The sequence below is a fragment of the Comamonas brasiliensis genome, from assembly GCF_018292285.1.
GTDB classification, from domain to species: domain Bacteria; phylum Pseudomonadota; class Gammaproteobacteria; order Burkholderiales; family Burkholderiaceae_C; genus Comamonas; species Comamonas brasiliensis.
The window spans coordinates 99,640-123,964 of record NZ_JAANES010000003.1; the positions used below are offsets into that span (position 1 = coordinate 99,640).

At 63.0% G+C, this 24,325-nt stretch carries 21 protein-coding genes; 14 read left to right on the top strand and 7 right to left on the bottom strand.

Annotation, left to right across the window (positions count from 1 at the left end; all coding sequences use genetic code 11):
* Positions 1–51: 51 nt before the first annotated feature.
* Positions 52–1,032, bottom strand: a complete 981-nt coding sequence (locus tag DJFAAGMI_RS13110) for a tripartite tricarboxylate transporter substrate binding protein BugE (protein ID WP_043006323.1) — start codon at positions 1,030–1,032, stop codon at positions 52–54.
* Positions 1,033–1,268: 236 nt separating this feature from the next.
* On the opposite strand from DJFAAGMI_RS13110, the gene DJFAAGMI_RS13115 reads away from it, so the two are divergent.
* Positions 1,269–2,177 carry an AEC family transporter gene (locus tag DJFAAGMI_RS13115; protein ID WP_211457487.1) on the top strand — a complete coding sequence of 303 codons (909 nt, stop codon included), beginning with the start codon at positions 1,269–1,271 and terminating at the stop codon, positions 2,175–2,177.
* 56 nt (positions 2,178–2,233) lie between these two features.
* On the opposite strand, the gene queG is transcribed toward DJFAAGMI_RS13115, so the two are convergent.
* Positions 2,234–3,274 carry a tRNA epoxyqueuosine(34) reductase QueG gene (gene queG / locus DJFAAGMI_RS13120; protein ID WP_211457488.1) on the bottom strand — a complete coding sequence of 347 codons (1,041 nt, stop codon included), beginning with the start codon at positions 3,272–3,274 and terminating at the stop codon, positions 2,234–2,236.
* 12 nt (positions 3,275–3,286) lie between these two features.
* Between queG and tsaE the strand changes: the two genes are divergently transcribed.
* The 5 genes from tsaE (at position 3,287) to DJFAAGMI_RS13145 (ending at position 8,474) form a co-directional block, all read left to right on the top strand.
* On the top strand, positions 3,287–3,808 hold the full coding sequence (tsaE, locus tag DJFAAGMI_RS13125; RefSeq protein WP_211457489.1) for a tRNA (adenosine(37)-N6)-threonylcarbamoyltransferase complex ATPase subunit type 1 TsaE: 522 nt from the start codon (positions 3,287–3,289) through the stop codon (positions 3,806–3,808).
* A complete protein-coding gene (locus DJFAAGMI_RS13130) occupies positions 3,805–5,295 on the top strand; it encodes an N-acetylmuramoyl-L-alanine amidase (protein ID WP_211457490.1) in 1,491 nt (496 codons plus the stop codon). The genes tsaE and DJFAAGMI_RS13130 overlap by 4 nt, the downstream gene beginning before the upstream one ends.
* A 184-nt stretch (positions 5,296–5,479) precedes the next feature.
* Entirely contained in the window at positions 5,480–5,695 is a 216-nt protein-coding gene (locus tag DJFAAGMI_RS13135; RefSeq protein ID WP_003064466.1) for a glycine zipper 2TM domain-containing protein, read from the top strand.
* Positions 5,696–6,380: 685 nt separating this feature from the next.
* Complete coding sequence (locus DJFAAGMI_RS13140) at positions 6,381–8,213, top strand: DAHL domain-containing protein (RefSeq protein ID WP_211457491.1); 1,833 nt, start codon at positions 6,381–6,383, stop codon at positions 8,211–8,213.
* A gap of 102 nt (positions 8,214–8,315) precedes the next feature.
* A complete protein-coding gene (locus DJFAAGMI_RS13145) occupies positions 8,316–8,474 on the top strand; it encodes a response regulator (RefSeq protein ID WP_211457492.1) in 159 nt (52 codons plus the stop codon).
* Between the two features lie 113 nt (positions 8,475–8,587).
* Here DJFAAGMI_RS13145 and DJFAAGMI_RS13150 read toward each other — a convergent pair whose 3' ends face one another.
* Positions 8,588–9,244 carry a DedA family protein gene (locus DJFAAGMI_RS13150; protein ID WP_211457493.1) on the bottom strand — a complete coding sequence of 219 codons (657 nt, stop codon included), beginning with the start codon at positions 9,242–9,244 and terminating at the stop codon, positions 8,588–8,590.
* Between the two features lie 368 nt (positions 9,245–9,612).
* Here DJFAAGMI_RS13150 and DJFAAGMI_RS13155 point away from each other — a divergent pair, with 368 nt between their 5' ends.
* From DJFAAGMI_RS13155 to DJFAAGMI_RS13165, 3 genes are all read left to right on the top strand, one after another.
* Positions 9,613–9,858, top strand: coding sequence for a hypothetical protein (locus DJFAAGMI_RS13155; protein WP_211457494.1), 246 nt, complete (start codon positions 9,613–9,615; stop codon positions 9,856–9,858).
* A gap of 114 nt (positions 9,859–9,972) precedes the next feature.
* Complete coding sequence (gene mutL / locus DJFAAGMI_RS13160; protein WP_211457495.1) at positions 9,973–12,201, top strand: DNA mismatch repair endonuclease MutL; 2,229 nt, start codon at positions 9,973–9,975, stop codon at positions 12,199–12,201.
* A gap of 99 nt (positions 12,202–12,300) precedes the next feature.
* Complete coding sequence (locus DJFAAGMI_RS13165; protein ID WP_003057758.1) at positions 12,301–13,164, top strand: MurR/RpiR family transcriptional regulator; 864 nt, start codon at positions 12,301–12,303, stop codon at positions 13,162–13,164.
* Positions 13,165–13,283: 119 nt separating this feature from the next.
* Here the strand turns inward: DJFAAGMI_RS13165 and DJFAAGMI_RS13170 are convergent, their stop codons facing one another.
* Entirely contained in the window at positions 13,284–13,988 is a 705-nt protein-coding gene (locus tag DJFAAGMI_RS13170; protein ID WP_211457496.1) for an aspartate/glutamate racemase family protein, read from the bottom strand.
* Entirely contained in the window at positions 13,985–15,481 is a 1,497-nt protein-coding gene (locus tag DJFAAGMI_RS13175) for an MFS transporter (RefSeq protein ID WP_211457497.1), read from the bottom strand. The genes DJFAAGMI_RS13170 and DJFAAGMI_RS13175 overlap by 4 nt, the downstream gene beginning before the upstream one ends.
* A gap of 523 nt (positions 15,482–16,004) precedes the next feature.
* On the opposite strand from DJFAAGMI_RS13175, the gene gdhA reads away from it, so the two are divergent.
* Positions 16,005–17,351: an NADP-specific glutamate dehydrogenase gene (gene gdhA, locus DJFAAGMI_RS13180; RefSeq protein ID WP_211457498.1), complete on the top strand. Its 1,347-nt coding sequence runs from the start codon at positions 16,005–16,007 to the stop codon at positions 17,349–17,351.
* Positions 17,352–17,455: 104 nt separating this feature from the next.
* On the opposite strand, the gene DJFAAGMI_RS13185 is transcribed toward gdhA, so the two are convergent.
* Together DJFAAGMI_RS13185 and DJFAAGMI_RS13190 are read right to left on the bottom strand one after the other, a co-directional pair.
* Positions 17,456–20,161, bottom strand: coding sequence for an HAD-IC family P-type ATPase (locus DJFAAGMI_RS13185; RefSeq protein ID WP_211457499.1), 2,706 nt, complete (start codon positions 20,159–20,161; stop codon positions 17,456–17,458).
* Positions 20,162–20,179: 18 nt separating this feature from the next.
* Positions 20,180–20,491 (bottom strand): hypothetical protein, encoded by a 312-nt coding sequence (locus DJFAAGMI_RS13190; RefSeq protein WP_211457500.1) that lies wholly within the window; start codon positions 20,489–20,491, stop codon positions 20,180–20,182.
* Positions 20,492–20,593: 102 nt separating this feature from the next.
* Between DJFAAGMI_RS13190 and DJFAAGMI_RS13195 the strand changes: the two genes are divergently transcribed.
* From DJFAAGMI_RS13195 to DJFAAGMI_RS13210, 4 genes are all read left to right on the top strand, one after another.
* A complete protein-coding gene (locus DJFAAGMI_RS13195) occupies positions 20,594–21,586 on the top strand; it encodes a Bug family tripartite tricarboxylate transporter substrate binding protein (protein WP_249334297.1) in 993 nt (330 codons plus the stop codon).
* A gap of 178 nt (positions 21,587–21,764) precedes the next feature.
* Complete coding sequence (locus DJFAAGMI_RS13200; RefSeq protein ID WP_211457501.1) at positions 21,765–22,217, top strand: cupin domain-containing protein; 453 nt, start codon at positions 21,765–21,767, stop codon at positions 22,215–22,217.
* 437 nt (positions 22,218–22,654) lie between these two features.
* Positions 22,655–23,818 carry a GGDEF domain-containing protein gene (locus DJFAAGMI_RS13205; RefSeq protein ID WP_211457502.1) on the top strand — a complete coding sequence of 388 codons (1,164 nt, stop codon included), beginning with the start codon at positions 22,655–22,657 and terminating at the stop codon, positions 23,816–23,818.
* A 128-nt stretch (positions 23,819–23,946) separates the two neighbouring features.
* Positions 23,947–24,312 (top strand): YfeK family protein, encoded by a 366-nt coding sequence (locus DJFAAGMI_RS13210; RefSeq protein WP_211457503.1) that lies wholly within the window; start codon positions 23,947–23,949, stop codon positions 24,310–24,312.
* Positions 24,313–24,325: the final 13 nt, after the last annotated feature.

The following is a 24,325-nucleotide window of genomic DNA, read 5'->3' on the forward strand; positions in this document are numbered from 1 at the left end:
GGCAATTCGGGCTTGCGGCGTCCGCTACTGCACCAGCAGCGGATCAGCAGCTTAGTCCAGTGTCAGCTTCTGCTTGGCCACGACCTGCTTGTAGGTTTCGTACTCTTCCTTCAGTTCCTTGGCGAATTCCTGAGGCGAGTTGCCCACCACCAGCGAACCGGTGTCTTCGATGCGCTTCTTGACTGCGGGGTCCTGCAGCACCTTCTTCACGGCGGCGTTGATCTTTTCGACCATGGCCTTGTCCATGCCCTTGGGGCCCAGGATGCCGTAGGAAGCCATGCGATTGACCTGGGGCAGACCCACTTCCTTAAAGGTGGGCACGTCAGGCAGCACAGCCAGACGCTGGGGAGCGGCCACGGCGATGGCCTTGAGGCGGTTGTCCTTGATGAAAGGCAGTGCCGAAGGCAGGTTGTCCAGAATCATGGGGATCTGGCCGGCAACCGCGTCGTTCAGGGCTGGGCCCGCGCCGCGGTAGGGCACGTGGGTCATCTGGATGCCGGTCAGCGATTTGTACAGCTCCATCAGCATGTGCTGGATGCCGCCCGTGCCGGACGAGCCATAGGAGTACTTGCCGGGATTGGCCTTGAGTTCAGCCTCGAAAGCCTTGTAGCTGGCCGCACCGGGGAACTTGGGATTCACGGCGATCACATTGGGCGTGGCCGCAATGTTGATGATGGGCGTGAAGTCGGTCAGCGGGTTGTAGGGAGTCTTGGGGTTGATGGCCGGATTGGTGGCCATGGTCGACAGGGTGGAAATGCCCAGGTTGTAGCCATCGGGCTTCTGACGCGCGGTTTCCTGTGCACCGATGACGCCGCCGCCACCGCCCTTGTTGTCCACCACCACGGACTGGCCCAGCTCCCGGCTCAGAGGTTCGGCAATCACACGCGCAATGATGTCGGTCGTGCCGCCTGCGGCGAAGGGCACCAGCAGCTTGATGGGCTTGGTGGGGTAATTGGCCTCGGCCATCACGCCGGTGGAAAAACCTACAGTTGCCAGAGCCATTGTCAGGCCCATGCACATACGACGATTCATGAAGGGGTCTCCCTATGAGTTCTGAAATTAACGGTTGATAGTACGTGCCGCAAAAAACCCGACATATTCTTGTTAGCCCTGATTTATCAGTAATTACCCTAGATTCATGCCGTTTCCTTGAACTGCATCAAGCCTGGATACAAAGCGGCCAAGTGGCGACAGCAAGTACTGCCAGATAGAAACTTGGTGACAGGTTTCTCCCAGCAAATTCGCAACCGGCTCTATGCTTGCGGGCCGTGAACTATCTAGAACTGCTTTTCCCCGATTTCGCGCTCATCGTGCTGGGCTATGTGCTGTGCCGCTTCACGCCCATCAATCGCAGCGTCTGGCAACCCGTGGAGCAGCTCGTCTACTACCTGCTGTTTCCGGTGCTGCTGTTTCATTCCATCACGCGCAACCCCATCCAATGGGGCGAGGCCAGCCAGTTGCTGGCCGCTGGCGTGTTGGGAGGCCTGCTGGGTATTGCGCTGACCTACAGCCTGCCGCACCTGCCGTTTCTGGGCCGACGCATCGATGCCCGCAGCTATGCGGGTGCAGCGCAGGTGGCGTTTCGCTTCAACTCGTTCATCGCACTGGCGCTGGTTTCACGCCTGGCAGGGCCCGATGGGCTGCTCTATGTCTCGGTGCTGATCGGCGTGTCCGTGCCGCTGTTCAATGTGGCTGCGGTCTGGCCCATGGTGCGCGGCAGCGGCCAGCATTTTGTCGGGCATCTGCTGCGCAACCCGCTGATCATCGCCACCGTCAGCGCACTGCTGTTCAATGCCGCCGGACTGAAGATTCCAGCCCTGCTGGAAGCCCCCGTGGCCCGTATCGGCGCAGCCTCGATTGCCCTGGGCCTGATGGCCGCCGGCGCCGGCCTCAAGCTCAGCGCCCTGACCAGCAACAAGCTGCTGGCAGGCGAGTTGCTGCTGATACGCCATGCCATCCAGCCGCTGATCGCCTTTGCCATGGTGCGGCTGTTCCAGCTGAACCAGCCGCAGGCGATTGCGCTGATGGCGTTCTCCAGCCTGCCCACGGCCTCGTCCTGCTATGTGCTGGCCGTGCGCATGGGCTATGAGGGCTCGTTTGTGGCCAGCCTGATTTCACTGTCCACCATGCTGGGCGTGCTCAGCCTGCCCCTCGGGCTCTGGCTGATAGGAATCTGAATTTGATAGCTGCCTGCGCTTATGAGGTAAGCGTTTCCGGCTAATTTCATTGAAATTCAGGCACGCTGGGCCAGCGCCCAGGCCACATGTTCGGCCACCACGGAGTCGGAATCAGCGGCCCGGCTCTGCAGCGCGGCACGGAGTGCAGGGTTGCCGGTTTCGCGCCAGGCATTGCCCAGAGCAACGGCCACATTGCGCAGCCAGCGCGCATGTCCGATGCGGCGAATCGGGCTGCCCTCGGTCACCCGCAAAAACGTGGCCTCATCCCAGGCAAAGAAATGCACCAGCTGCGTGCCCGCCAGTCCGGCGCGGGCATCAAAGTCGGGCAAGACGCTGGGATGGGCAAACTTGTTCCAGGGGCATGCCAGCTGACAGTCATCGCAGCCATAGATGCGGTTGGCCATCAAGGGACGCAGCTCCTCGGGAATGCTGCCCGCATGCTCGATGGTCAGATAGGAGATGCAGCGCCGCGCATCGACCTTGTACGGCGCGATGATGGCGCCCGTGGGGCAGGCATCCATGCATGAGGAGCAACTGCCGCAGTGCGCCGTGACCGGGGCCGTGGGTTCAAGCGCAAAGTCCACATAGATTTCGCCCAGAAAGAACATCGATCCGGCTTCGCGGCTCAGCACCAGCGTGTGCTTGCCGCGCCAGCCCTGCCCGCTGCGGCTGGCCAGTTCGGCCTCCAGCACTGGCGCGGAGTCGGTAAAGGCGCGGTGGCCGAACGGACCCATTTCCTGCGCGATGCGCTCGGCCAGTTTCTGCAGGCGATTGCGCAGCACCTTGTGATAGTCGCGGCCCCTGGCGTAGAGGGAGACAATGCCTTCCTCGGGACGTTGGAGCCTGTCCCATTCCACGGTCTGCCAGCCGTCCCCGGTCTCGCGCGGCAGATAATCCATGCGCGCAGTGATCACGCTCACCGTGCCGGGAACTAATTCCGCAGGCCGGGCTCGTTTCAAACCATGGGCCTGCATGTAATGCATCTCGCCATGGAAGCCCTGCGCCAACCATTGCAGCAAACCGGGCTCTGCCGAGGACAAATCCACGCCAGCCACGCCGATTTGGGAGAATCCCAACTCGCGAGCCCAGGCTTGCATCAAAGGAACCAATTGACTGCTGCTCAACATACACCCCGAATTGTAGGAAGCGAGCCCACACCGGCGCTGGCGCAGCGCCAGATACTCTGGCAGAGCGAACAGGATACCGAGCGCTTCGCCCAGCAACTGGCCACCCTGCCCGAGCTGCGCAACGCCTATGTGACCCTGCATGGCGACCTGGGTGCGGGCAAGACCACGCTGGTGCGCCACTGGTTGCGCGCCCTGGGCGTGCAGGGCCGCATCAAGAGCCCTACCTATGCGGTGGTGGAGCCGCACGAGGCCGGCGACCTCTCGATCTGGCACTTCGACTTCTACCGCTTCGACGATCCGCGTGAATGGGAAGATGCAGGTTTTCGTGACATTTTTGCCAGTGCCGGGCTCAAGCTGGCAGAATGGCCCGAAAAGGCTGCAGCGGTTACACCTGTTGCGGATATAGCTATCCATATCGAAGCAATTGACGATGTGCAACGGCAGGTGACGCTCAAGGCTGGCACCCCCGCAGGCTGCACCGTGCTTGAAGCATTGACGGCATGAGCAAAACAACTTCCTCCACGGATTTTCCGGACCTGTCCCGGCCGGGTCTTTCCCGCCGCAATCTGCTGCAGGCAGGCGGCGTGGTTCTGCTGCTGGGCCGCCAGCATATTGCGCAGGGCGCGAGCATCGTGGCCGTGCGCGTCTGGCCCGCACCCGACTACTCGCGCGTCACGCTGGAATCCGATATTCCGTTGACGGCCAAGCCGGTCTTCGTGCCCAGCCCGCCACGGCTGGCCGTCGACATCGAGGGCCTGGATCTGAACCCGGCACTCAAGGAGCTCGTGGCCAAGGTCCGCTCCGACGATCCCAATATCGCCAGCATCCGTGTCGGCCAGTTTGCGCCCGGCGTGGTGCGCCTGGTGATCGACCTCAAGCAGGAAGCCAGGCCCCAGGTCTTCACGCTGGCCCCGATTGCGCCCTACAAGCACCGGCTGGTTCTGGATCTCTATCCCGCCAAGGCCGTGGATCCGCTGGAAGCCCTGATCAGCGAGCGCCTGCGCGACGCCGGCAGCTCGGCCGCCGCGCCAGCTGCGAACAATCCCGCCATCACGACACCGCCCCCGGTGGCAATTGCAACAGCCCCCCAGGCCGACCCTCTCGGTGACCTGATTGCCCAGCGCAACCAGCGCCCCAGCGCTCCTGCACCGGCTCCTGCGGTGATTGCTCAGGCACCAGCGCCCGTGCAGCCGCCACCGGCTCCCGCGCCACGCCCGGCACCGGCCCCAAGGCCCGCCCCCAATATCGCCACCTCGCAAAGCACGGACCGCATCATCATCGTGGCGCTGGACCCCGGCCATGGCGGCGAAGACCCTGGTGCCACCGGGCCCAGCGGGCTGCGCGAGAAGGATGTGGTGCTCAAGGTCGCCCATCTGCTGCGCGAGCGCATCAACAACTCGCGCATCGGCGGCAGCCCCATGCGGGCCTTCATGACGCGCGATGCCGACTTCTTCGTGCCCCTGGCCACGCGTGTGGAAAAAGCCCGTCGAGTCCAGGCCGATCTGTTCATCAGCATCCATGCCGATGCCTTCACCACCCCTGCTGCGCGCGGTGCCAGCGTGTTTGCGCTCAGCGAACGCGGCGCCTCGAGCACGGCCGCACGCTGGCTGGCCAACAAGGAAAATCAGGCCGACCTGGTGGGCGGCCTGAACGTGGGCGGACTGCAGGATCAGCACGTGCAGCGCATGCTGCTGGACATGAGCACCACCGCCCAGATCAAGGACAGCCTCAAGCTGGGCACTTCGCTGCTGGGAGAGATTGGCAGCATGGCCAAGCTGCACAAGGCCCGTGTGGAGCAGGCCGGCTTTGCCGTGCTGAAGGCGCCCGATATTCCCAGCGTGTTGGTGGAAACCGCTTTCATCAGCAACCCCGAAGAGGAAGCCAAGCTGGCCTCTGCCGCCTACCGCGAGCAACTGGCCGATGCGCTGATGACGGGCATCCGCAAGTACTTCGCCCACAACCCGCCCCTGGCGCGTAGCCGATCGGTTTAAGTACGCACTTACACAAAACCGCCGCACCGGCTGTCAGCCGGCAAGCCGGCTTGATGACAGTCGCCAAGCCTGAATGACACGGGCTTGGCCCTCTCTCCTACCTGAAAGCCGGGGCAAAAGGTTCAAGATCAAGGCGTGTTCTTATGAAAGCTGGCCTGTTTGGCAGCTGTACAGGAGAGACCTCATGAAACTGCGAACTCTTGCCATCACCGTATCTGCAGCCTTCACGCTTGCCATGGCTGGCTGCTCCACCTCGCCCACCAATGCCCAGATCGGCACCGGTGTCGGCGCCGTTGCCGGCGGCGTGGTCGGTGATGCACTGTTTGGTTCCACTTTGGGCACCGTAGGCGGCGCTGCAGCAGGCGCGCTGATCGGTAACGAGGTAGGTAAGCGCAAATAAGCGCCTCGATCCGATCTGAATGTCCAACGAAAAAGCCCCGGCATGCCGGGGCTTTTTCATGGAGCAGCGCTTTGGCGATCGTTGCCAGATGCCGTCAAGCGCACAAATCAGGCAGCATCAGGCAGCCCTGGCCTTTTCGGCCTTGCCGGCGCGCCAGGCGCCGAAGTCTTCGTGCTCCCGGCATCTCGCTGCAAAACCCGATCGGCTACACAGCACAGCCTTGTGCGCCAGCCTCAGCTATCTAAGTAATCGCAGCAAATGGCTACTCATTTGATGCAACGCAAACGAACATCCAAGTCATTGCTTACGCTCAGCTTGCCTTTATTGAAGGTCTGTATTCCTTTGCCACGCGCATTGGCATAGCTCAAAAAGGCGCTGCCCACTACCCAGCAGCGCAAGAAAAATAATCGCAAGGGGAGCCTTCAACCCTGATTCGTCAACGATACACAGCTGTCAGCCGACAACACCATCTCCTGCGCCAGGCAACGCCAAAAGTCATTGGTAGCCCCGTGGCATACAGGGGCGGCTGAGCAAGCTCAACATGCCCGGCGTACTCAACAGCATCAGCTCGGCTGCACGGCCCCAGAGCTGGACAAGAAATACATCATCCACTTCCTGTACACCTTGATTGGCGAACTCGATAGCCGGCCACTGGAGGCTTGGACTCACGAACCCTGAACACGCTATGAAAACAGAATCAATACCCAGGCGTGGCTTGCTGCACTGGGGCTATGCGCTGGCTCCACTGCTGCTGATCGCCTTACTGGTGTTTCTGATGCTGCAGACCCGCGCCATCCATCTCAGCGACAGCAATGAAATCATTGGCACGCTGCGCAAGCTCAAACAGGTCGACGCGGAGTGGAACGTGAACGTGCTGCGCGCCAAGGCCGGCCTGAGCGCCAACCACGACCAAGTGGCCAGCCCTTTGCCGCTGATCGCCCAGCTCAACAAGCAGTTGAGCGAAACCCCCGTCGAATACTGGCTGGGCAAGCACGGGAACTTCTCCCGCACGCGCCGGCTGCTCGACCACTTCAGCGAACTGATGGAGCAGAAAATTGCGGCGATCGAGCACTTCAAATCGCAAAACGCGATCTTTCAGAACTCATCACGCTCACTACCCCTGGCTGCCATCGAGCTGGCGCAGGCAATGCGCAATAGCCCGCTGACCCCGACCCAGCGACAGCACGCCGAAGAGATACTCAACCAGATACTGGCCGCCTCCATGAGCTACGCCCAGATGCCCGATCAGGCTCTGGGCGGATTGATCAGTGAAAACGCCGCCGCCCTGCAAGCCCTGGCCCAGAACCATGATCTGCAGACGCTGGCAAACACCTTTGTCGCCCTTGTCCACACCATGCTGCGCCAGCAAGACCGAAGCGTCCAATTGCTTCAGGCGCTGGCTAGCCTGCCGACAGCGAAGGCTATCGACGATCTGTCCGACGCCCAGACGCAGGAAAACGGCCAGTTGCTCGCAGGCCTGCAGGGCCTGACCATTTACTCGACCCTGTTGTTGCTGCTGCTGGCTTTTGCAGGTTGGAAACTGCTGCGCAACGATCAGTTGTTCAATCAGACCAGTGACACGCTGGCCCAGGCCAATACCGCACTGGCACGCAGCCACCAGGAGCTCAGAGAATCGCAGATCCAGCTGGTGCAATCCGAAAAAAATTCCGCCCTGGGCCAGATGGTGACCGGTATCGCCCATGAGATCACCGCGCCGCTGGCCTATGTCAAAAGCATTTTCAATGTTGTCAGCGACCGGTTGGGGCTCTTCGACGAACTGAGCCAGCACAGCAAGGCCTTTACCCAGGCCATGCGAGCGCCACAGTGCGACCAACGGCTGCGGAACCAATATTTCCGGCGCATTGAGCAGTTGGTTACCGACATCAATGAACAGCAGGTGACATCCGAGATGAACAGGCTGCTCGACGATGGCGTGCACGGCATCGAACAGATTTCCGAGATCGTGCTGAATCTCAGAAATTTCAGCCGCCTCGACCGCGAACGCGTCACCAACTTCTCGGTCGAGGCTGGTCTGGAAAGCACCTTGCAGCTGGCACGCCACCTGCTCAAGGACCGTATAGCAGTCCACAAAGACTACGGCCAAGTGCCAGAGATCTCAGCCTCCCCATCCCAGATCAATCAGGTGTTCCTGAATCTGATCACTAATGCTGCCCAAGCCATGCTCGGGCGCGAGCCGCCCTACATCATCACACTGTACACCGCCGTTACGCCCGAGGGCGACATGGTTCAAATCGAGATTCAGGACAACGGCAGCGGCATTCCCGATGAGGTGCTGCCCCATATCTTCGACATGTTCTACACCACCAAGCCCACAGGCCGGGGCTCGGGCATGGGCCTGTCCATCTCCTGCAAGATCATCGAGGAGCACGGAGGTCGCATCCTGGTCGACACGGTCCAGGACGCAGGCACCGTCTTTACCATCTTGCTGCCCCTAAGCAAGGCAGCCGCTGCCACCGATAAGACTGCAAACAGAGCAGATGCATTGCTTGCAGACTGAGCGCAGTCCCGAGGAAGCAAGCCAGATAAGATCCCCACCATAAGCACGCGTCCCGGCATTCTTTTCGCAGACCGCGAGAAGCGCGTAGTCATCCAGCTACGCATGATCTTCCATCAAAGCTATGAGGTTCATACCGCCGCCTCCGGTGCTGCAGATCTCCAGATTCTGCAGAGCACGCCGATCAATATGCTCATCGGTGACCAGCACATGCTCGACATGATGGACATCAAATCAACGAGCACCAGCCGCACCTGCCCGTAAAATGCAAAACGCCCGATGCAGTACATCGGGCGTTTCTTGCCTGCCAGCTTGGGCTGGAGATCAGTGCCGGATAGGTGTCAATCTATGGCAGGACGGGACAGCCCATCGTTGCCTCAGGCAGGCTCGCCAGTTTTTGCCTTACGACCGGCGCGCCAGGCTCCGAAGATGGCGATCAGGCCCGGCACCAGGATCAGGCCCCAGATGATTTTTTCAAGATTGTTCTTCACCCACTCCATATTGCCGAAGAAGTAGCCTGCGGCGCTGATGCCTACCACCCACAGCACGGCACCCACGACATTGAACAGGCTGAACTTGGCACGGCTCATATGGGCGACTCCGGCCACAAAGGGTGCAAAGGTGCGGATAAAGGGCATGAAGCGCGCCAGAATGATGGTCACGCCGCCATAGCGCTCATAGAAGTTGTGGGCCTGATCGAAGGCCTTGCGGTTGAACCAGCGCGAATCCTCCCACTGGAACACCTTGGGCCCCAGGTAGCGGCCTATCGTGTAATTGCTCTGGTCGCCCAGGATGGCCGCTGCCAGCAACACCACCACCGCCAGCGGATAACTCATATAGCCGGCACCGCACAGCGCACCGACGATGAACATCAGCGAGTCCCCGGGCAGAAAAGGCATGACCACCACACCGGTTTCGACAAACACGATGATGAACAGCAGGGCATACACCCAGGGCCCGTAGGCCACGACAAAGGCTTCCAGATGCTTGTCGATATGCAGTATGAAGTCGATCAGAAACTGAATGATTTCCAAAACACGGTCCTCGAAAATGGATTGGCATACCGGCGTATGCCGGCCAGTAATGTACTGCGCCCCCAAAGCCCGCAGACGCTCCCCCCCTTGCTGGAGTGCCATGTTTTTGAGAGCAAACTCACAGCTGCTTGCAGACTGCAACAAGAGCAGCCGGTTCAAGGTGGTTTGTTACAAGTTTTGATAAAACTAAACGTCAACAATACGTCAGCTTGCCAATTCTGCTGGCACAGTAGAGCTGTGTCGCCGCAAGCCGTGCATTGCAAATCACGACATCGGCCCCCTGGCCAACAAAGTCCGCCGTCTCCAGCCTCCCTCGGCGCAGAGACCAGACCGCTTTCCATAACTAGCACGACGAGAGGAATACGAACATGAAGACATTCACCATGCGCTATGGCAAGGCCCTGACTCTGGCTGCCGCACTGACCGGCGCCCTGGCTATGGGCGGCTGCGCTCACGGCCCCAGCCGTCAGCAAGTCGGTATCGGTGCTGGCGCCGTGGCCGGCGGTGCAGTGGGCAATGTGCTGTTTGGCGGCCCTGTCGGCACCATCGGCGGTGCAGCCGCCGGTGCTCTGATCGGTAACGAACTGACCAAGGGCGGCTACCGCCGCCGCTAAGCCCGGCGCCCGCCGCGGACTGAACAAGGAGCTGCCTGAGCGATGCCGGCAGCTCTTTGTGTTTTCAGCGTTCAAAAAAACTCACTTCCTGGCCGGTTTGTGCACCGCCCTAGAATGGTCGTCGTGAACGCATCCAGCCCCGAACTCTCCCCCTCCCCTACCGAAACCACCGACCAGGCTGCTCCCGTGCGCCGGCCGATTCGCGATCTGCCCGACGAGCTGATCAGCCAGATCGCTGCCGGCGAAGTGGTCGAGCGCCCCGCCTCCGTGGTGCGCGAACTGGTGGACAACGCTCTGGACTCGGGCGCCGGCCAGATCACCGTGCGCCTGTTGGCCGGCGGTGTGCGCCTGATCGCGGTGGAAGACGACGGCTGCGGCATCCCGCGCGACGAGCTGCCCGTGGCCCTGCGCCGCCATGCCACCAGCAAGATCAGCGATCTGCACGATCTGGAGACCGTGGCCACCATGGGCTTTCGCGGCGAGGCACTGGCCGCCATTGCCTCGGTATCGGAAACCTCCATCTTCTCGCGTCCCGCAGGTCAGGACTCGGCCTATCTGCTGGACGCGCGCAGCGGCGAGCTGCGCCCCGCCGCACGCAACCAGGGCACGACCGTGGAGGTCAAGGAGCTGTTCTTCTCCACGCCTGCGCGCCGCAAATTCCTCAAGACCGATGCCACCGAACTCGCGCATTGCATAGAGTCCGTGCGCCGCCATGCGCTGGCCCGCCCTGATGTGGGCTTTGCCATCTGGCATGAAGGCAAGCTGGTCGAGCAATGGCGCGCCGCCGGCAGCACGCCCGACGAAGCCTTGTCGCGCCGCCTGGCCGATGTGCTGAACGACAAGTTTGTCGACAACTCGGTGGCCGTCGATCACTGGGCCGGCCCCGTCCATGTCACGGGCCGCGCCGGCATTCCCGACGCGGCGCGCTCGCGCCCCGACCAGCAGTTCTGCTATGTCAACGGCCGCTTTGTGCGCGACAAGGTATTGACGCATGCGGCCCGCTCTGCTTACGAGGACGTGCTGCATGGCAACAAGCAGCCGGTCTACGCGCTCTACATCGAAATCGACCCCGCGCGTGTGGACGTGAACGTGCACCCCACCAAGATCGAAGTGCGCTTTCGCGACAGCCGCGAAGTCCACCAGGCGGTGCGCCACGCGATCGAGAACGCGCTGGCCACGCCGCGCGCCGCAGCCGTGGTCGAGGCGGCAGCTCAGGAAGCCGCACGCCAGCCCGGCCTGATCGACGAGAGCACTGCCACGCCTGTCACGGCCAAGGCCGCAACCAAGGCCGCCACAGCCCCGGCCTGGCCGCAAACCCGCATGAGCTTTGGCGAACCCGCCATCGGAAATCCCGTGCGCGACCTGGCCAAGCTCTGGGAGCCCATGCGCGAGGCCACCGCGGAAACCTCACCCGCGCCCCAGATGGCGACTGCGGCCCCAGCCCCTGCGGGCGCTGCAGCTGAGGTGCCTGAATCGGCCACCGGCGCGACCACGATCACCAACACCACGGCCATGCCAAGCCCCGTGCCTCAACCCGAGGACGAAGGCATCAGACTGCGCCCTTCGGGCCAGTCCAGCTACTTTCAGCGCAAAGCGCCTGCCCCCCAGATGCAGGAAGCGCCAGCCGCCACAGTGATCGTCGCCGCTGCGCAACCATCAGCGACAGCCAGGCCGACGGCAGAAGCCGCCGTGCCCGCCGCTGTTGCAACACAGCAGCCCGCAACCGCCGCAGCTGACTCGGCCCCGGTCTGGCCGCTGGGCCGTGCCGTGGCCCAGTTGCACGGCGTCTATATCCTGGCCGAAAACAGCCAGGGCATGGTCATCGTGGACATGCATGCCGCCCATGAGCGCATCGTCTACGAGCAGCTCAAGAATGCCGTGAATACGGAAAATGGCGACGAACAGATTCCGAGCCAGCCGCTGCTGATTCCCGCCACCTTTGCCGCAACGCCCGAGGAAGTCGCCACGGCTGAGGCCCATGCCGAAACCTTGGTGACCCTGGGCATGGAGGTTTCGCCCTTCTCGCCCAAGACCCTGGCCGTGCGCGCCGTGCCGGCCACGCTGGCCCAGGGCGATGCCGTGGAGCTGGCGCGCAGCGTGCTGGCCGAACTGGCCCAGCATGACGCCAGCACCGTGGTGCAGCGCGCGCGCAACGAGATTCTGGCCACCATGGCCTGCCATGGCGCGGTGCGCGCCAACCGCAAGCTCACGCTGGACGAGATGAATGCGCTGCTGCGCCAGATGGAGGTGACCGAGCGCTCCGACCAGTGCAATCACGGCCGCCCCACCTGGCGCCAGCTCAGCATGAAGGAGCTGGATGCGCTGTTTCTGCGCGGGCGCTGACGGCAGCTCGGCAATGGCCGCCAAATAGCCGCTACATTGCCGATATCGACAAAAAACAGCGGGCCGGCAGATCAGCGGGCCCGCCTGCCATCCGCCGTCATGAACCCCAGCTCCTCCACCCCGGACCATTCCTTCATCGCCCGCGTGCGTGCGGCCCTGCCGCAGCTGCCGCCCTCGGAGCGACGGCTGGCGGAATTCCTGCTGGACTTCCCCGGCAATCTGTCGAGCTACGCGGCCGCCGAGATGGCCAAGCTCACGGGGGTATCGAATGCCACGGTCACGCGCTTCATACAGCGGCTGGGCTACGAAGGCTACGAGGATGCGCGCCGACATGCCCGTGCTCAGGGCGACAATGGCTCGCCGCTGTTTCTGGCCGCCGCATCGGCCCAGGGCAAGCCCACGGCGGATGTGATTGCCACGCATCTGCGCCAGGCCTCGGAGAATCTGGCCGTCACCATCGGACAGATCTCGGCACAGCAGCTGGAGGACATCGCCACAGCCCTGATCGGCGCCCGACAGCTGTTCTTCGTGGGCTATCGCCAGAACCGCAACTTTGCGGCCTATCTGCGCTGGCAGCTGCTGCAGGCACTCGAGATGCCCAGCCAAGTCATCCCCGGCGCCGGCGAGACCCTGGGCGAATATGCGGCCCAGATCGGCGCCCAGGATGTGGTGGTGATCTTTGCCCTGCGCCGCAGCGTGCGCGTGGTCAGCGAGTTCGCGCGCCAGGCCAGGCTGCTGGGCGCACGCCTGATCTGCATCACCGACCATGCCAGCCCGGCCCCCGAGGCGGACTGGCTGCTGCGCGTGCAGACCTCCGCTCCTGGACCGCTGGACAATCACACGGCACTTTTCATGCTCTGCCACCTGATTGCCACGGCCACCTTGCAGCAAAGTGGGCAACCGGGGCGCAGACATATGGCGGCCATCGAGACCAGCCACGATGCGCTGGACGAGATGCTATGAAATTAAAAGCTTGTTGCGCTTGTTATTCATAGGTTTCAGATACTTTTCAACCTGAAATCAATGATTGACTGGCGATAGAAGCTCTTTAATCAATAGCACCCAACCGCATCCAACAGCATTCAGTGGGTGACGGCGAGCGCCAGGCCCGCCAGCGCCGCCTGCACTGCGGCCACCACCGGCGACAGCACCGGCACCTGAAAGCGCGGTGCCAACCACAGCGCGGCTTCGGACAGCGGGCCGCCGCCGATCACCACGGCCTGCGCGCCATCGCTTTGCACGCATTGGGCCACGGCATCGCCCAGGCGCTCGCACTGCAGAGCCGGGTCTGCAGCTAAGGCCAGCGGCTCGCCCAACGCAATGCGCGTGCCGCAGAACCAGGGCGTCAGGCCCAGCGCCGCGACCGAGGCGGCAATCGAAGCCTCCAGCCCCGGCGTGGTCGTCGCAATGCCGAAGCGACGCGGGCGGCCCTGCTCATCCCGTGCGGCCTGCAGCATGGCGGCTTCGCCGATGCCAAAGGCGGCAACCCGCTGCGGCAGGGCCACACGCAGCAACTCCAATCCGGGATTGCCGAAGGCGGCCACGATGATGGCCCGGCCGGCCTGGCTGTCATCGCCCCGGGCAAAGGCCAGGCCCAGACGCAGCACCTCCTGCTCGGCGATCTTCAGCCCCGCCTCGTCGGTAATCATGGCCGCCCCCCTCTCGGCCGTCGCGCCGTGCAGCAGCACGCCGGGCGGCAGACAGGCCCGCGCCTGTCTGAGCATCAGCGCCGTGGTCTGCTGCGAGGTATTGGGGTTGATCAGCAGAATATGCATGCCAGCCTTCATGCCGTGCGCTCCTGGCCAGCAGCGACCACGCCTGCAGCAGCGGCAGACTCCTGCTCGGCATGGGATTCGCCGCCCGCACCTTCCTCGATGGAACGACCAAAGGTCTCGGGGGCAAACTGCACGGCAATCGCAAAGATGAAATACATGGCGGCGATCATGCCGAACATTCCGGAGACGCCGTGCAGATCGAACATCTTGCCCGCCAGCACCTGGGACATGGCTCCGCCGATCGTGCCCAGGGCCAGCAGGAAGGAGGTGCCCAGCGCACGAATGCGCGTCGGGTAGAGCTCGGGCGCGAAGATCCAGATGGAGGTGTTGAGCGTCAGCACACAGAACTGGAACAGCGCACCGCAGACCAGGATCATGGCCACGCTATCGGTGAAGTTGCCGAACGCCAGGCCCGCCAGACAGGCAGCAATCGCCCCAACCGTCAGCACCCGTTTGCGCGGAAAGTAATAGCCCATGGTCGATGCCGCGATCGCGCCGGCCAGGCTGCCCATCTGCATGACGATGGTGAAGCTGAAGCTCTTGGTGATGGAGTAACCCTGTGCGACCAGAATCGTCGGCATCAGCGTGAGCACCGAGAGCTGCGCGCCAAACGTCATCCACGAAGCCACACCCACGGCAATCGTGCGCCGCGCATAGCCGCCCCTGAAGATGTCGGTGAAGGAGCTGCGCTGCACGGTCTGCGCGGCAGCCGTCTGCGCCTGCGCACTGCCTGGGCTGATGAACTCGCGCAGCTCGTACTGGGCATTGGCCAGCTTGCCGGCCGCCAGCATGCTCAGCACCTGATTGGCTTCCTCGACCCGCCCTTTGGAGAGCAGAAAGCGCGGCGTCTCCGGCACGAAGCGGCGGTAGAACACGATGAAGATGGCCGGCATGACCAGACAGCCGAACAGCCAGCGCCAGGAATCATCGCCCGGAAACAGCGTGAACACGCCCAAGGCAAATGCCGGCGCCAGCATATTGCCCAGACCGCCGCCACCGACGTTGATGAGACCGACTGCCGTGCCGCGAAAGCGGGCCGAGCAAAACTCGGCCAGCATGGTCACGGCCGTGGTGATTTCACCGCCCAGACCAAAGCCCACGATGGCACGCGCCACGGCAAGGAAAGCGTAGTCGGGTGCCAGTGCGCAGCCGACGGCACCCAGCGTGAACAGCGCGAGGTTCACATTGAGCATGAAGCGCCGTCCCATGCGGTCGGCCAGGTAGCCCGAAAGCAGGCGCCCCATGGCTGCAGCAAAGAAAGTGATGGTGTTGAGAAAGGCAATGTCCGTCGCGTCCAGCCCCCATTGCTGCCGCAGCAGAGGGCCGACCAGGCCGACCGCGTTCTGCTCGAACACATCGAAGAGCACGCCGCAGACCACCAGAAAGATGATGCTTTTGTGCGAGCGCGTCACGCCGATCTGGTTGAGCGCGTTTTCGAGCTGCTGCATCTGCGCCGCACTGGCCTTGCCTGACGCCGAGGGCGTCACGGGAATCTCAGCTGCCATATCCACCTCCTCTTGGGTGAGGGCTGGCCTGGCGCTGGGCCGGCAAGCCGATTGAAATTAAGTTTTCTTATTAAAAAATATGAAATTTAAATTTCAAATCCAGATTTACCCAGGCACTGAAGCTGGCTGCGCAGTCCGCCTGCTGAGTCGTGCGCCTGGATTCATGAAAATCAGTTTTCACGATTGCAGATTTCGTGCCTGAAATCACATGCACCACGATGGTGCTATCACAGATAAGACATTGCGGACGGATGAAGCCGGACGTCACGGAAGAAAAACACTTGTGTGACAAGCCGCAAAAATGTTTTTACGACACCGGAATGAAAAATCCTTTACTTCAAATGCACCATCCAAGTGCCTGAAAACTAAGAACAAATACAGAAGAGGCGCTCCAAATTCGGGCATGCGCGCACCACAATTGCGCTTTCATGCACCGAATCCATGCATGACGGCATAACTTTTTGGCATAATTTTGGTTTCGCGAGTTTCAGCGCATTCCCCTGTCCCTGTCAGAAAGTTCTCTATGAAGTACGAGTCCGTAGGCCAATTCCTGGAAGAAGTGGCACAACGCAACCCCGGTCAGCCCGAATTCTTGCAAGCCGTCACCGAAGTGATGGAAAGCCTGTGGCCCTTCATCGAGAAGAATCCCAAGTACGCCGAGCACGCCCTGCTGGAGCGCTTGGTCGAGCCCGAGCGCATCATCCAGTTCCGCGTGAGCTGGACTGACGACAAGGGCCAGGTGCAAGTGAACCGCGGCTTCCGCATCCAGCACAGCATGGCCATCGGCCCCTTCAAGGGCGGTCTGCGCTTCCACCCCTCGGTCAACCAGTCCGTGCTGAAGTTCCTGGCTTTCGAGCAGACCTTCAAGAACGCACTGACCACTCTGCCCATGGGCGGCGGCAAGGGCGGCTCCGACTTCGACCCCAAGGGCAAGAGCCCTGCCGAAGTCATGCGCTTCTGCCAGGCTTTCGTGTCCGAGCTGTTCCGCCACGTGGGTCCCGACACCGATGTGCCCGCAGGCGACATCGGCGTGGGCGGCCGTGAAGTGGGCTATATGGCCGGCATGTACAAGAAGCTGTCGAACACTGCGGCTTCCGTGTTCACGGGCAAGGGCCTGTCCTTCGGCGGCTCGCTGATTCGCCCCGAAGCCACTGGCTACGGCACCGTGTACTTCGCCCGTGAAATGCTGGCCACTCGCGGCCAGTCCTTTGAAGGCAAGACCGTGTCCGTGTCCGGTTCGGGCAATGTGGCTCAGTACGCCGTGGAAAAGGCCATGGAGCTGGGCGCCAAGGTCGTGACCGTGTCCGACTCCTCGGGCACCGTGTATGACGCCGCCGGTTTCACCACCGAAAAGCTGGCCATCCTGATGGATGTGAAGAACCACAAGTACGGCCGCGTCAGCGACTACGCCAAGCTGGTTTCCGGCGTGGAATTCCTGGCCGGCAAGAGCCCCTGGTCCATCAAGGTGGACGTGGCCCTGCCTTGCGCCACTCAGAACGAGCTGGACGAAGCCGATGCCAAGACCCTGATCGCCAATGGCGTGCTGTGCGTGGCTGAAGGCGCGAACATGCCCTCCACCAACGAAGCCGCCCGCGCCTTCGAAACTGCCGGCGTGCTGTACGCACCCGGCAAGGCATCCAACGCCGGTGGCGTGGCCACTTCGGGCCTGGAAATGTCGCAAAACTCGGCCCGCCTGTCCTGGCCGGCCGAAGAAGTGGACGCCCGTCTGCTGCAAATCATGCAAAGCATCCACGCTGCTTGCGTGAAGCACGGCAAGCGCGAAGACGGCACCATCAGCTACATCGACGGCGCCAACATCGCCGGCTTTGTGAAGGTGGCCGACGCCATGCTGGCACAAGGCGTGATCTAAGCGCCAAGCGCTCAGCAATCGCAAGAAAGGCCCTTCGGGGCCTTTTTTCATGCCCTCGGCCAGGCGGTGAAACGACGGCTTGAATGCCTTGCGTGCACAGTGCTCTAGGCCCTCGTGCCCAGTCTCATCCAGCGCACCAGGAGCTTCTCGACCTCCAGCAACAGCAGCAGGGCAACACCCAGCCCTATCGCCAGCAGTCCGGCCGCCAGGTCCACAGGACGGCTGTCGAACAGCGCCTGCATGGGCGCGGTATAGGTGAACAGCAGTTGCACCAGGGTGACGCCGGCCACGCCCAGCAGCACCGCCGGGGTGCCCACGACGCCGCGCAGGCTGAGCGAGGTGCCTTGCGTGTAGCGCACGCTGAACAGATAGAAGATCTCCATGATCACCAGCGCATTGACCACGATGGTGCGAGCCAGCTCGACCGAGTCGCCGCGGCGCAGCGACCACTCGAACATGCCGAAGCAGCCCAGGGCAAACAGCACCGAGACCAGGGCGACGCGCCACAGCAGATAGGGCTGCAGCAGTTGCTCGTCGGGCGAGCGCGGCTTGCGCTGCATCAGCGTGGCCTCGGGTGGTTCGAAGGCCAGCGTCAGTCCCAGAGCCACGGCAGTGACCAGATTGACCCAGAGAATCTGCACCGGAGTGACGGGCAGGGACAGGCCCAGAAGAATCGCCACGACGATGACGATCGCCTGTCCTCCATTGGTCGGCAAGGTCCAGGCAATGACCTTGCGCAGGTTTTCGTAGACAGTGCGCCCTTCCTTGACGGCGGCGACGATGGTGGCGAAGTTGTCGTCGGCCAGCACCATGCCTGCAGCCTCCTTGGCCGCGGCCGTGCCGGTAATGCCCATGGCCACGCCGATGTCGGCACGCTTGAGCGCCGGTGCGTCGTTGACGCCGTCACCGGTCATGGCGATGACGCTGCGATCGGCCTGCAGGGCCTGCACCAGACGCAGCTTGTGTTCGGGGCTGGTACGCGCGAATACCGTGGAGGCACGGGCCACATCGATCAGCTGGGCATCGTTGAGCCCGTCCAGCTCATGGCCCGAGGTGACGCGGATGGTGTCTGCCAGCGCGAGTTCCCGGGCAATGGCGGCGGCCGTGGCGGCGTGGTCGCCGGTGATCATCTTCACGGCAATGCCGGCGCTGCGGCATTCGCGAACGGCCGTCTTCGCCGAGTCGCGCGGCGGATCTATCATGCCCAGCACGCCAAGAAGGCTGAGGTCCTTGATGTCGGCCATGTCCACGCTGTCCTTGCCGTCTGCCGGGACACGGCTGGCCAGCCCCAGCACGCGATAGCCTTTGGCAGCCAGGGCATCGATCTGCTCCAGCCAGTAGGCAGTATCCAGCGCCTGCACGCCCTCGGCGCCCTGCTGGTCTCGGCACATGGCCAGCACCTGCTCTGGAGCCCCTTTGACAAACACCACGGGAGCAGTAGCCAGCGGCCGGTGCAGTGTGGCCATATAGCGGTGGACGGCATCAAACGGCACCTCGTCGAGCCGATGCCAGTCCTGGCGCAGCTGATCGACATCCAGACCGGCCCGTGCTGCCAGCGTCACCAAAGCGCCCTCCATGGGATCGCCCTCGACCGCCCAGACCTTGCCTTCGGCATGTCTGACATGGGCGTCGTTGCAAAGCGCCGCGCCTGTGGCGAAGTGCAGCAACTGCGGATGCCGCGCAGGCTCGGTCTCCTCGCCCTTGAGGCTGAAACGCCCCTGGGGCGCATAGCCCTCGCCATCTATGTCGAAGCTGGCCCCTGGCAACACCACGGCACGCACGCTCATTTCATTGCGCGTCAGAGTACCGGTCTTGTCGGAGCAGATGACGGAGACGGCGCCCAGTGTCTCCACCGCCGGCAGATTGCGCACGATGGCATAGCGTGCGGCCATGCGCTGCACGCCAATGGCCAGCGCAATCGTCATGACCACGGGCAGGCCTTCAGGGATGGCAGATACGGCAATACCCACCACGGCGATGAAGGCGTCGGCCGTGTCGTAGTCGCGCACCCATAGCGCGAAGCAGAACATCAGCGCGGACAGGCTCAGTATGGTGATGGTGAGCTGGCGCGCGAAGCGGTCCATGAGCCGCGTCAGCGGGGTGGCCAGTGTCTGCACCGAGCCCAGCATGGTGCTGATCAGGCCCAGCTCGGTGCGCGGGCCGGTGGCCACCACCACACCCAGGCCCTGCCCGGCAGCCACCAGGGTGCCGGAATAGGCCATGGAGAAGCGGTCACCGAGAGCGGCATCGGCAGCCACCGGATCGACCGACTTGTCGACGGCGACCGATTCACCGGTCAGCATGGCTTCGTCCAGCTTCAGGCTGCTGGCGCGCAGCAGCCGCACATCGGCCGGGACGCGGTCGCCGGCTTCGAGCAGCACGCAGTCGCCGGCGACCAGCTCCTCTGCAGGCACCGCCATGCGCAAACCGTCGCGCAGCACATTGGCGCGGCTGGAAACCATGGCTTTAACGGCATCCAGCGCCTTTTCGGCGCGGCCTTCCTGCACGAATCCGAAGACTGCATTGATCAGTACCACTGCGAGGATCACCCCCGTATCGACCCAATGCTGCAACAGTGCGGTAACGACGGTCGAGCCCAGCAGGACATAGATCAGCAGATTGTTGAATTGCGACAGAAAGCGGGCCAGCATGCCGCGTGAAGCGGCGGCGGGCAAGGCATTGGGGCCCTGCTGCTGCAAGCGCTCGCGGGCCTGGTCGGAGCTCAGTCCGGCGGCAGTCGATTGCAATTGAGTGAGTACGGCATCGGTCGGCAACGCGTGCCAGGCGGCAACGCGGGTCTGTTCCTGCATCTGAGACTCCCTGACGATTCAACTGAAACGCTTGTGAGCCGGATCTGCGCCCGGTTGGCTTGACGCTTGCATGGTATGCGCTTGAAACGCTTTGCAACCGACTATATGCAGGATTTTCGATAGCTCGATGGCTGTCTGGGACTGTCTCGTGCCGCCTGCCAGCACGGTTGCAAGGGCTGGTTTTCTGGCGGTTCTGAAGGGCGGCTCGACTGCTGACCAGAGCTTTACTGCCCAAGGCAGCGACAGCGAATTCTGAATTTGCAAGCCTCCCGGATCTGGCTTTGCGGCACCGGGCACGAGCTGGAAATCATGCGAACTGCTGGTTTTCATGGATTCTTTCTTTGCATCGATTTCATGACAATTCGTTTAATTTTGTTGAGCAATTCAACATCAATCACCGAATCAACCTTAGCCACCCCTCTGTGGACCCCCATGAATCCAGATCGCGCCTTTCTTTCCCGCCGCCTTTGCATCGCCTGTGCCATGACCAGCCTGGTCACCGTCGCGGCGCAGGCACAGGATGCCTATCCCAGCAAGCCCATCCGCATCGTGATTGGCTATGCTCCGGGCGGCTCGGTCGACATGGTCGGCCGCGTGGTCGGGGACATACTGGCCAGGCAGTTGAACGCCACCGTCGTGGTGGAGAACGTGCCGGGTGCCGCGGGCGTGGTGGGAGCGCAGCGCGTGGTCTCGGCCAAGCCCGACGGCTACACCTTGCTGGCCGGCTCCAGCAACGAAATGGCGGGCACCAAATTTGTGAATGCGGCGCAAAAGTACGATCCGGCAACGGACCTGACTCCGGTGAGTCTGACCGCCATGGCCCCCAACCTCTGGGTGGCCGGAGCGCATGTCCCCGTCAAGACCGTGGATGACTTCGTCAAGCTGGCCAAGGCCCATCCCGGCAAATACAGCTACGGCAGCCCCGGCATTGGCTCGACACCGCATTTCTCGGGAGAGCTGATCAAGAAGACTGCGGGCGTTTACCTGGTTCACATCCCCTACAAGGGCTCTCCTGCCATGACCAGCGATCTGGGCGGCGGGAATCTGGACTTCGCCATCCTCTCGCCCACCGCTGCGGCCCCACTGGCGCAGTCCGGAAAGATCAGGATTCTGGGCGCCACCACGGCCACCCGCATCGCCACGCTCAAGGAGATTCCGGCGCTGGCAGAACATCCCGCGCTCAAGGGCTATGCCCTGAGCGGCTGGTTCGCCCTGGCCGCCCCCAAGGGTCTGCCTCCGGAAGTTCTGACCAAGCTGCAAAAAGCGATACAGACAGGTCTTGCCGACCCGGCCATCCGCCAGAAGCTGGAAGCTGCGGGAACCCCGCCCGCCAAGGGCAATGAAAGCCTTGCCCAGGTGATGCGCACAGACATGGACAAATACGCCGAGCTGGTGAAGTTCGCAAGGATCAGCGCAGACAACTAAAGCGGCGGCCTGCGACGCCAGGCGCCTTCCCGTCCGGATGCTTTTGTGCAATGGCACCCGGGCTGGCTTTCGGCAGCCCTTCGACTAGGGCTGCCCCCATGGCATGGCCGCACTCCTTCCCGGTACAAGTGACAGGTTTCACCACCTGTCTCCGTCAAAAACCTTGGAGGGTAATTTCATGTCCTTGATTCGCCGCGCCAGCTTTTCCAGCCTGCTTTGCAGCAGCGCCTTCATGCTGTTCAGCCAAAGCGCCCTGGCCCAGGCGGGCATGCCCCAGCCGAGTGCGGCCCAGCCAGGTGCGGCCCAAACCGGAGGCCTGTCCCGGACCATGGTCGGCAAGGCCGATGTGTCAGTACCGGGCCGCGAAGCCGTGGTCGCCAAGGTGGAGGTTGCCCCCGGCTCGCGCGCGGGCCGCCATACCCACCCCGGCGACGAGATCAGCTATATCAGCGAGGGCGAGGTCGATCTGCTGATCGACGGCCAGCCGCCGCGCACGCTCAAGGCCGGCGAGAGCTTTGTCGTGCCGGCTGGCGTGATCCATGACGCACACAATGCCAGCAATGGCACGGTCAAGCTGATTGGTGTGTATGTGGTGGAGAAGGGCAAGCCGCTGGCCACACCGGCCCCCTGAGCGCCAAACGACGGTGCCCGGCGGCGGAATGGCGCAGCACTTCCGGCCTCCGGCATGGCTGAGGCATTGACGGCATGAGCGGGGTCAGACCTGCATGATTGGACTGCCTCCGCCGAAGCGGTCGCAGGCGCGGTGAATATGCTGCCGCCATGGCGAGCTCAGGCGGCAGGGCCTGATGCGGCTGCTCGGCGAGAAAGGCCTGCCGATAGCCGCAGCTGCCCGTCAGACAGCCCGCCTCGATCCGATATACCCTTCCGGCCCGGCCCACAGTGGATGCCAGAAAATCCGCATCCTGCGACAATTCGCCGCGCATGCGGCGCCGCTCTATTGCAGTGCCACGGCCCCGACCATCGCCGAGCAGCGGATCCGCTGCCGTGCATTGCTCCTGGCCAGTCGGCTCTCACACGGAGCCGCCTGCGTCGATACATTCATCGTCCATGGCTCTCGACCCCTTCACCCTGCTCGTCCTCACCTCGGCCATGGCTGCCGCCTCGGCGTTGTACCTGGCCGCCGAATGGAGCAGCGTACGCGAACGTTCGCTGCTGCTCTGGGGCGCAGGGTTTGCCATCATCGCCGTGGGCTGTGTGCTGGCACTGCTGCGCTCCCGTGGCTATGTGCTGTTCGGCATCTGGTTTCCCAACGGCATGCTGATCACCGCCCACTGGCTGTTCCTGGCAGGCGTCGCCCGATTCACACGCGTCCGGCTGCCGCGCGCCTGGTGGCTGCTGGCCGTCGTCTGGCTGGCGATGCTGTTTCTGCCCGAGGGACCCTGGTGGTCCAGGGCGATGCTGGGCATCCAGTCGCTGCTCATTGCCATCATCACCTTGCGCGCCGGCCTGCTGCTGCGCCCGCAGGGCGGCGCGCTGAGCGTGGGGGCGGCGCAGCTGCGCTTCGTGCTGCTGGCACACGGACTGTTCTACCTCGCCAAGGCCGCCTCGCCCGTGGTGCTGGACACTTTTGTCAACCTGGCCGGTTTCCGCGGCACGGTCATTCTGGTGTCACTGGTGGAAGGCGCGATGGCGATCATGCTGCTCGCAATGTCCATGATCGGCACCGAGCGCCATCGCCGCGAGGAACGCATCGCACAGATCGCCGCCCGCGACCCGCTGACCGCTCTGGACAACCGTCGCGCTCTCTATCTGCGCGCACCTCAGCTGCTGAAGCAGGCCTCACTGGCCAGTCCTGGCGCCCTGCTGCTGATAGACATAGACCACTTCAAGCAGGTCAACGACCTGCACGGGCACGACGCCGGCGACCGGCTGCTGGTGACCCTCGCCGACCTCATCCGTGGCGCGCTGCCCCACGGCTCGCTGGCCGCTAGGCTGGGCGGGGACGAGTTCGTGATTCTGCTGCGCGGCATCTCGGGTGCCGCCGCGCAGGCACTGGGCCAGGACTTGCGCGAGGCGTTCGCGCAGCAGGCGCGCACGATGTTCGCGACACCGGAGCCGGTATCCCTGAGCATAGGCGCGTCCTTGTTCGATCAGCCCGACATGGAGTTGTCGCACTGGCTCAAGCGAGCCGATGACGCGCTCTACGCATCGAAACGAAAGGGACGGGACCGGATGGAGCTCACCCCTTTCTCAGCCGGACTAAGGCACTGATGCCTCCTGAGCCCGGCGGCCAGAAAAGCGAAAGTCCGGCGATGCACCAACGAAAGTGAAGTGACGCCAAAAGCTGCCGCCCGCTATTGCAAGCCTGGTGCCTTCCGGACTTTTGTACGATCTGCTCCATGAAGCACACCATTACCGCCTTGCTGCTGTCTGCAGCCAGCGCCTTGAGCCTCGCCGCATCGCCTGCACCTGGGGCAACTCAGGAGATCGAGCACCTGATCGGCCATCTCAAAAACTCGGGCTGCGAGTTCCAGCGCAATGGCAGCTGGCATGACAGCAACAAGGCCGCCGAGCATCTGCGCAGCAAATACGACTATCTGCTCAAAAAGGGCTGGGTGGAAACGGCCGAGGACTTCATTGCCCGCGCAGGCACGCAAAGCAGCATCAGCCACAAGCCCTATCTGGTGCGCTGCAGCGGCAAGGAAGCTGAATCCAGCGCCAGCTGGCTGCAGGCCGAGCTCAAGCGCTACCGCAGCCGCCAGTAGCGCTCAGCGGCTC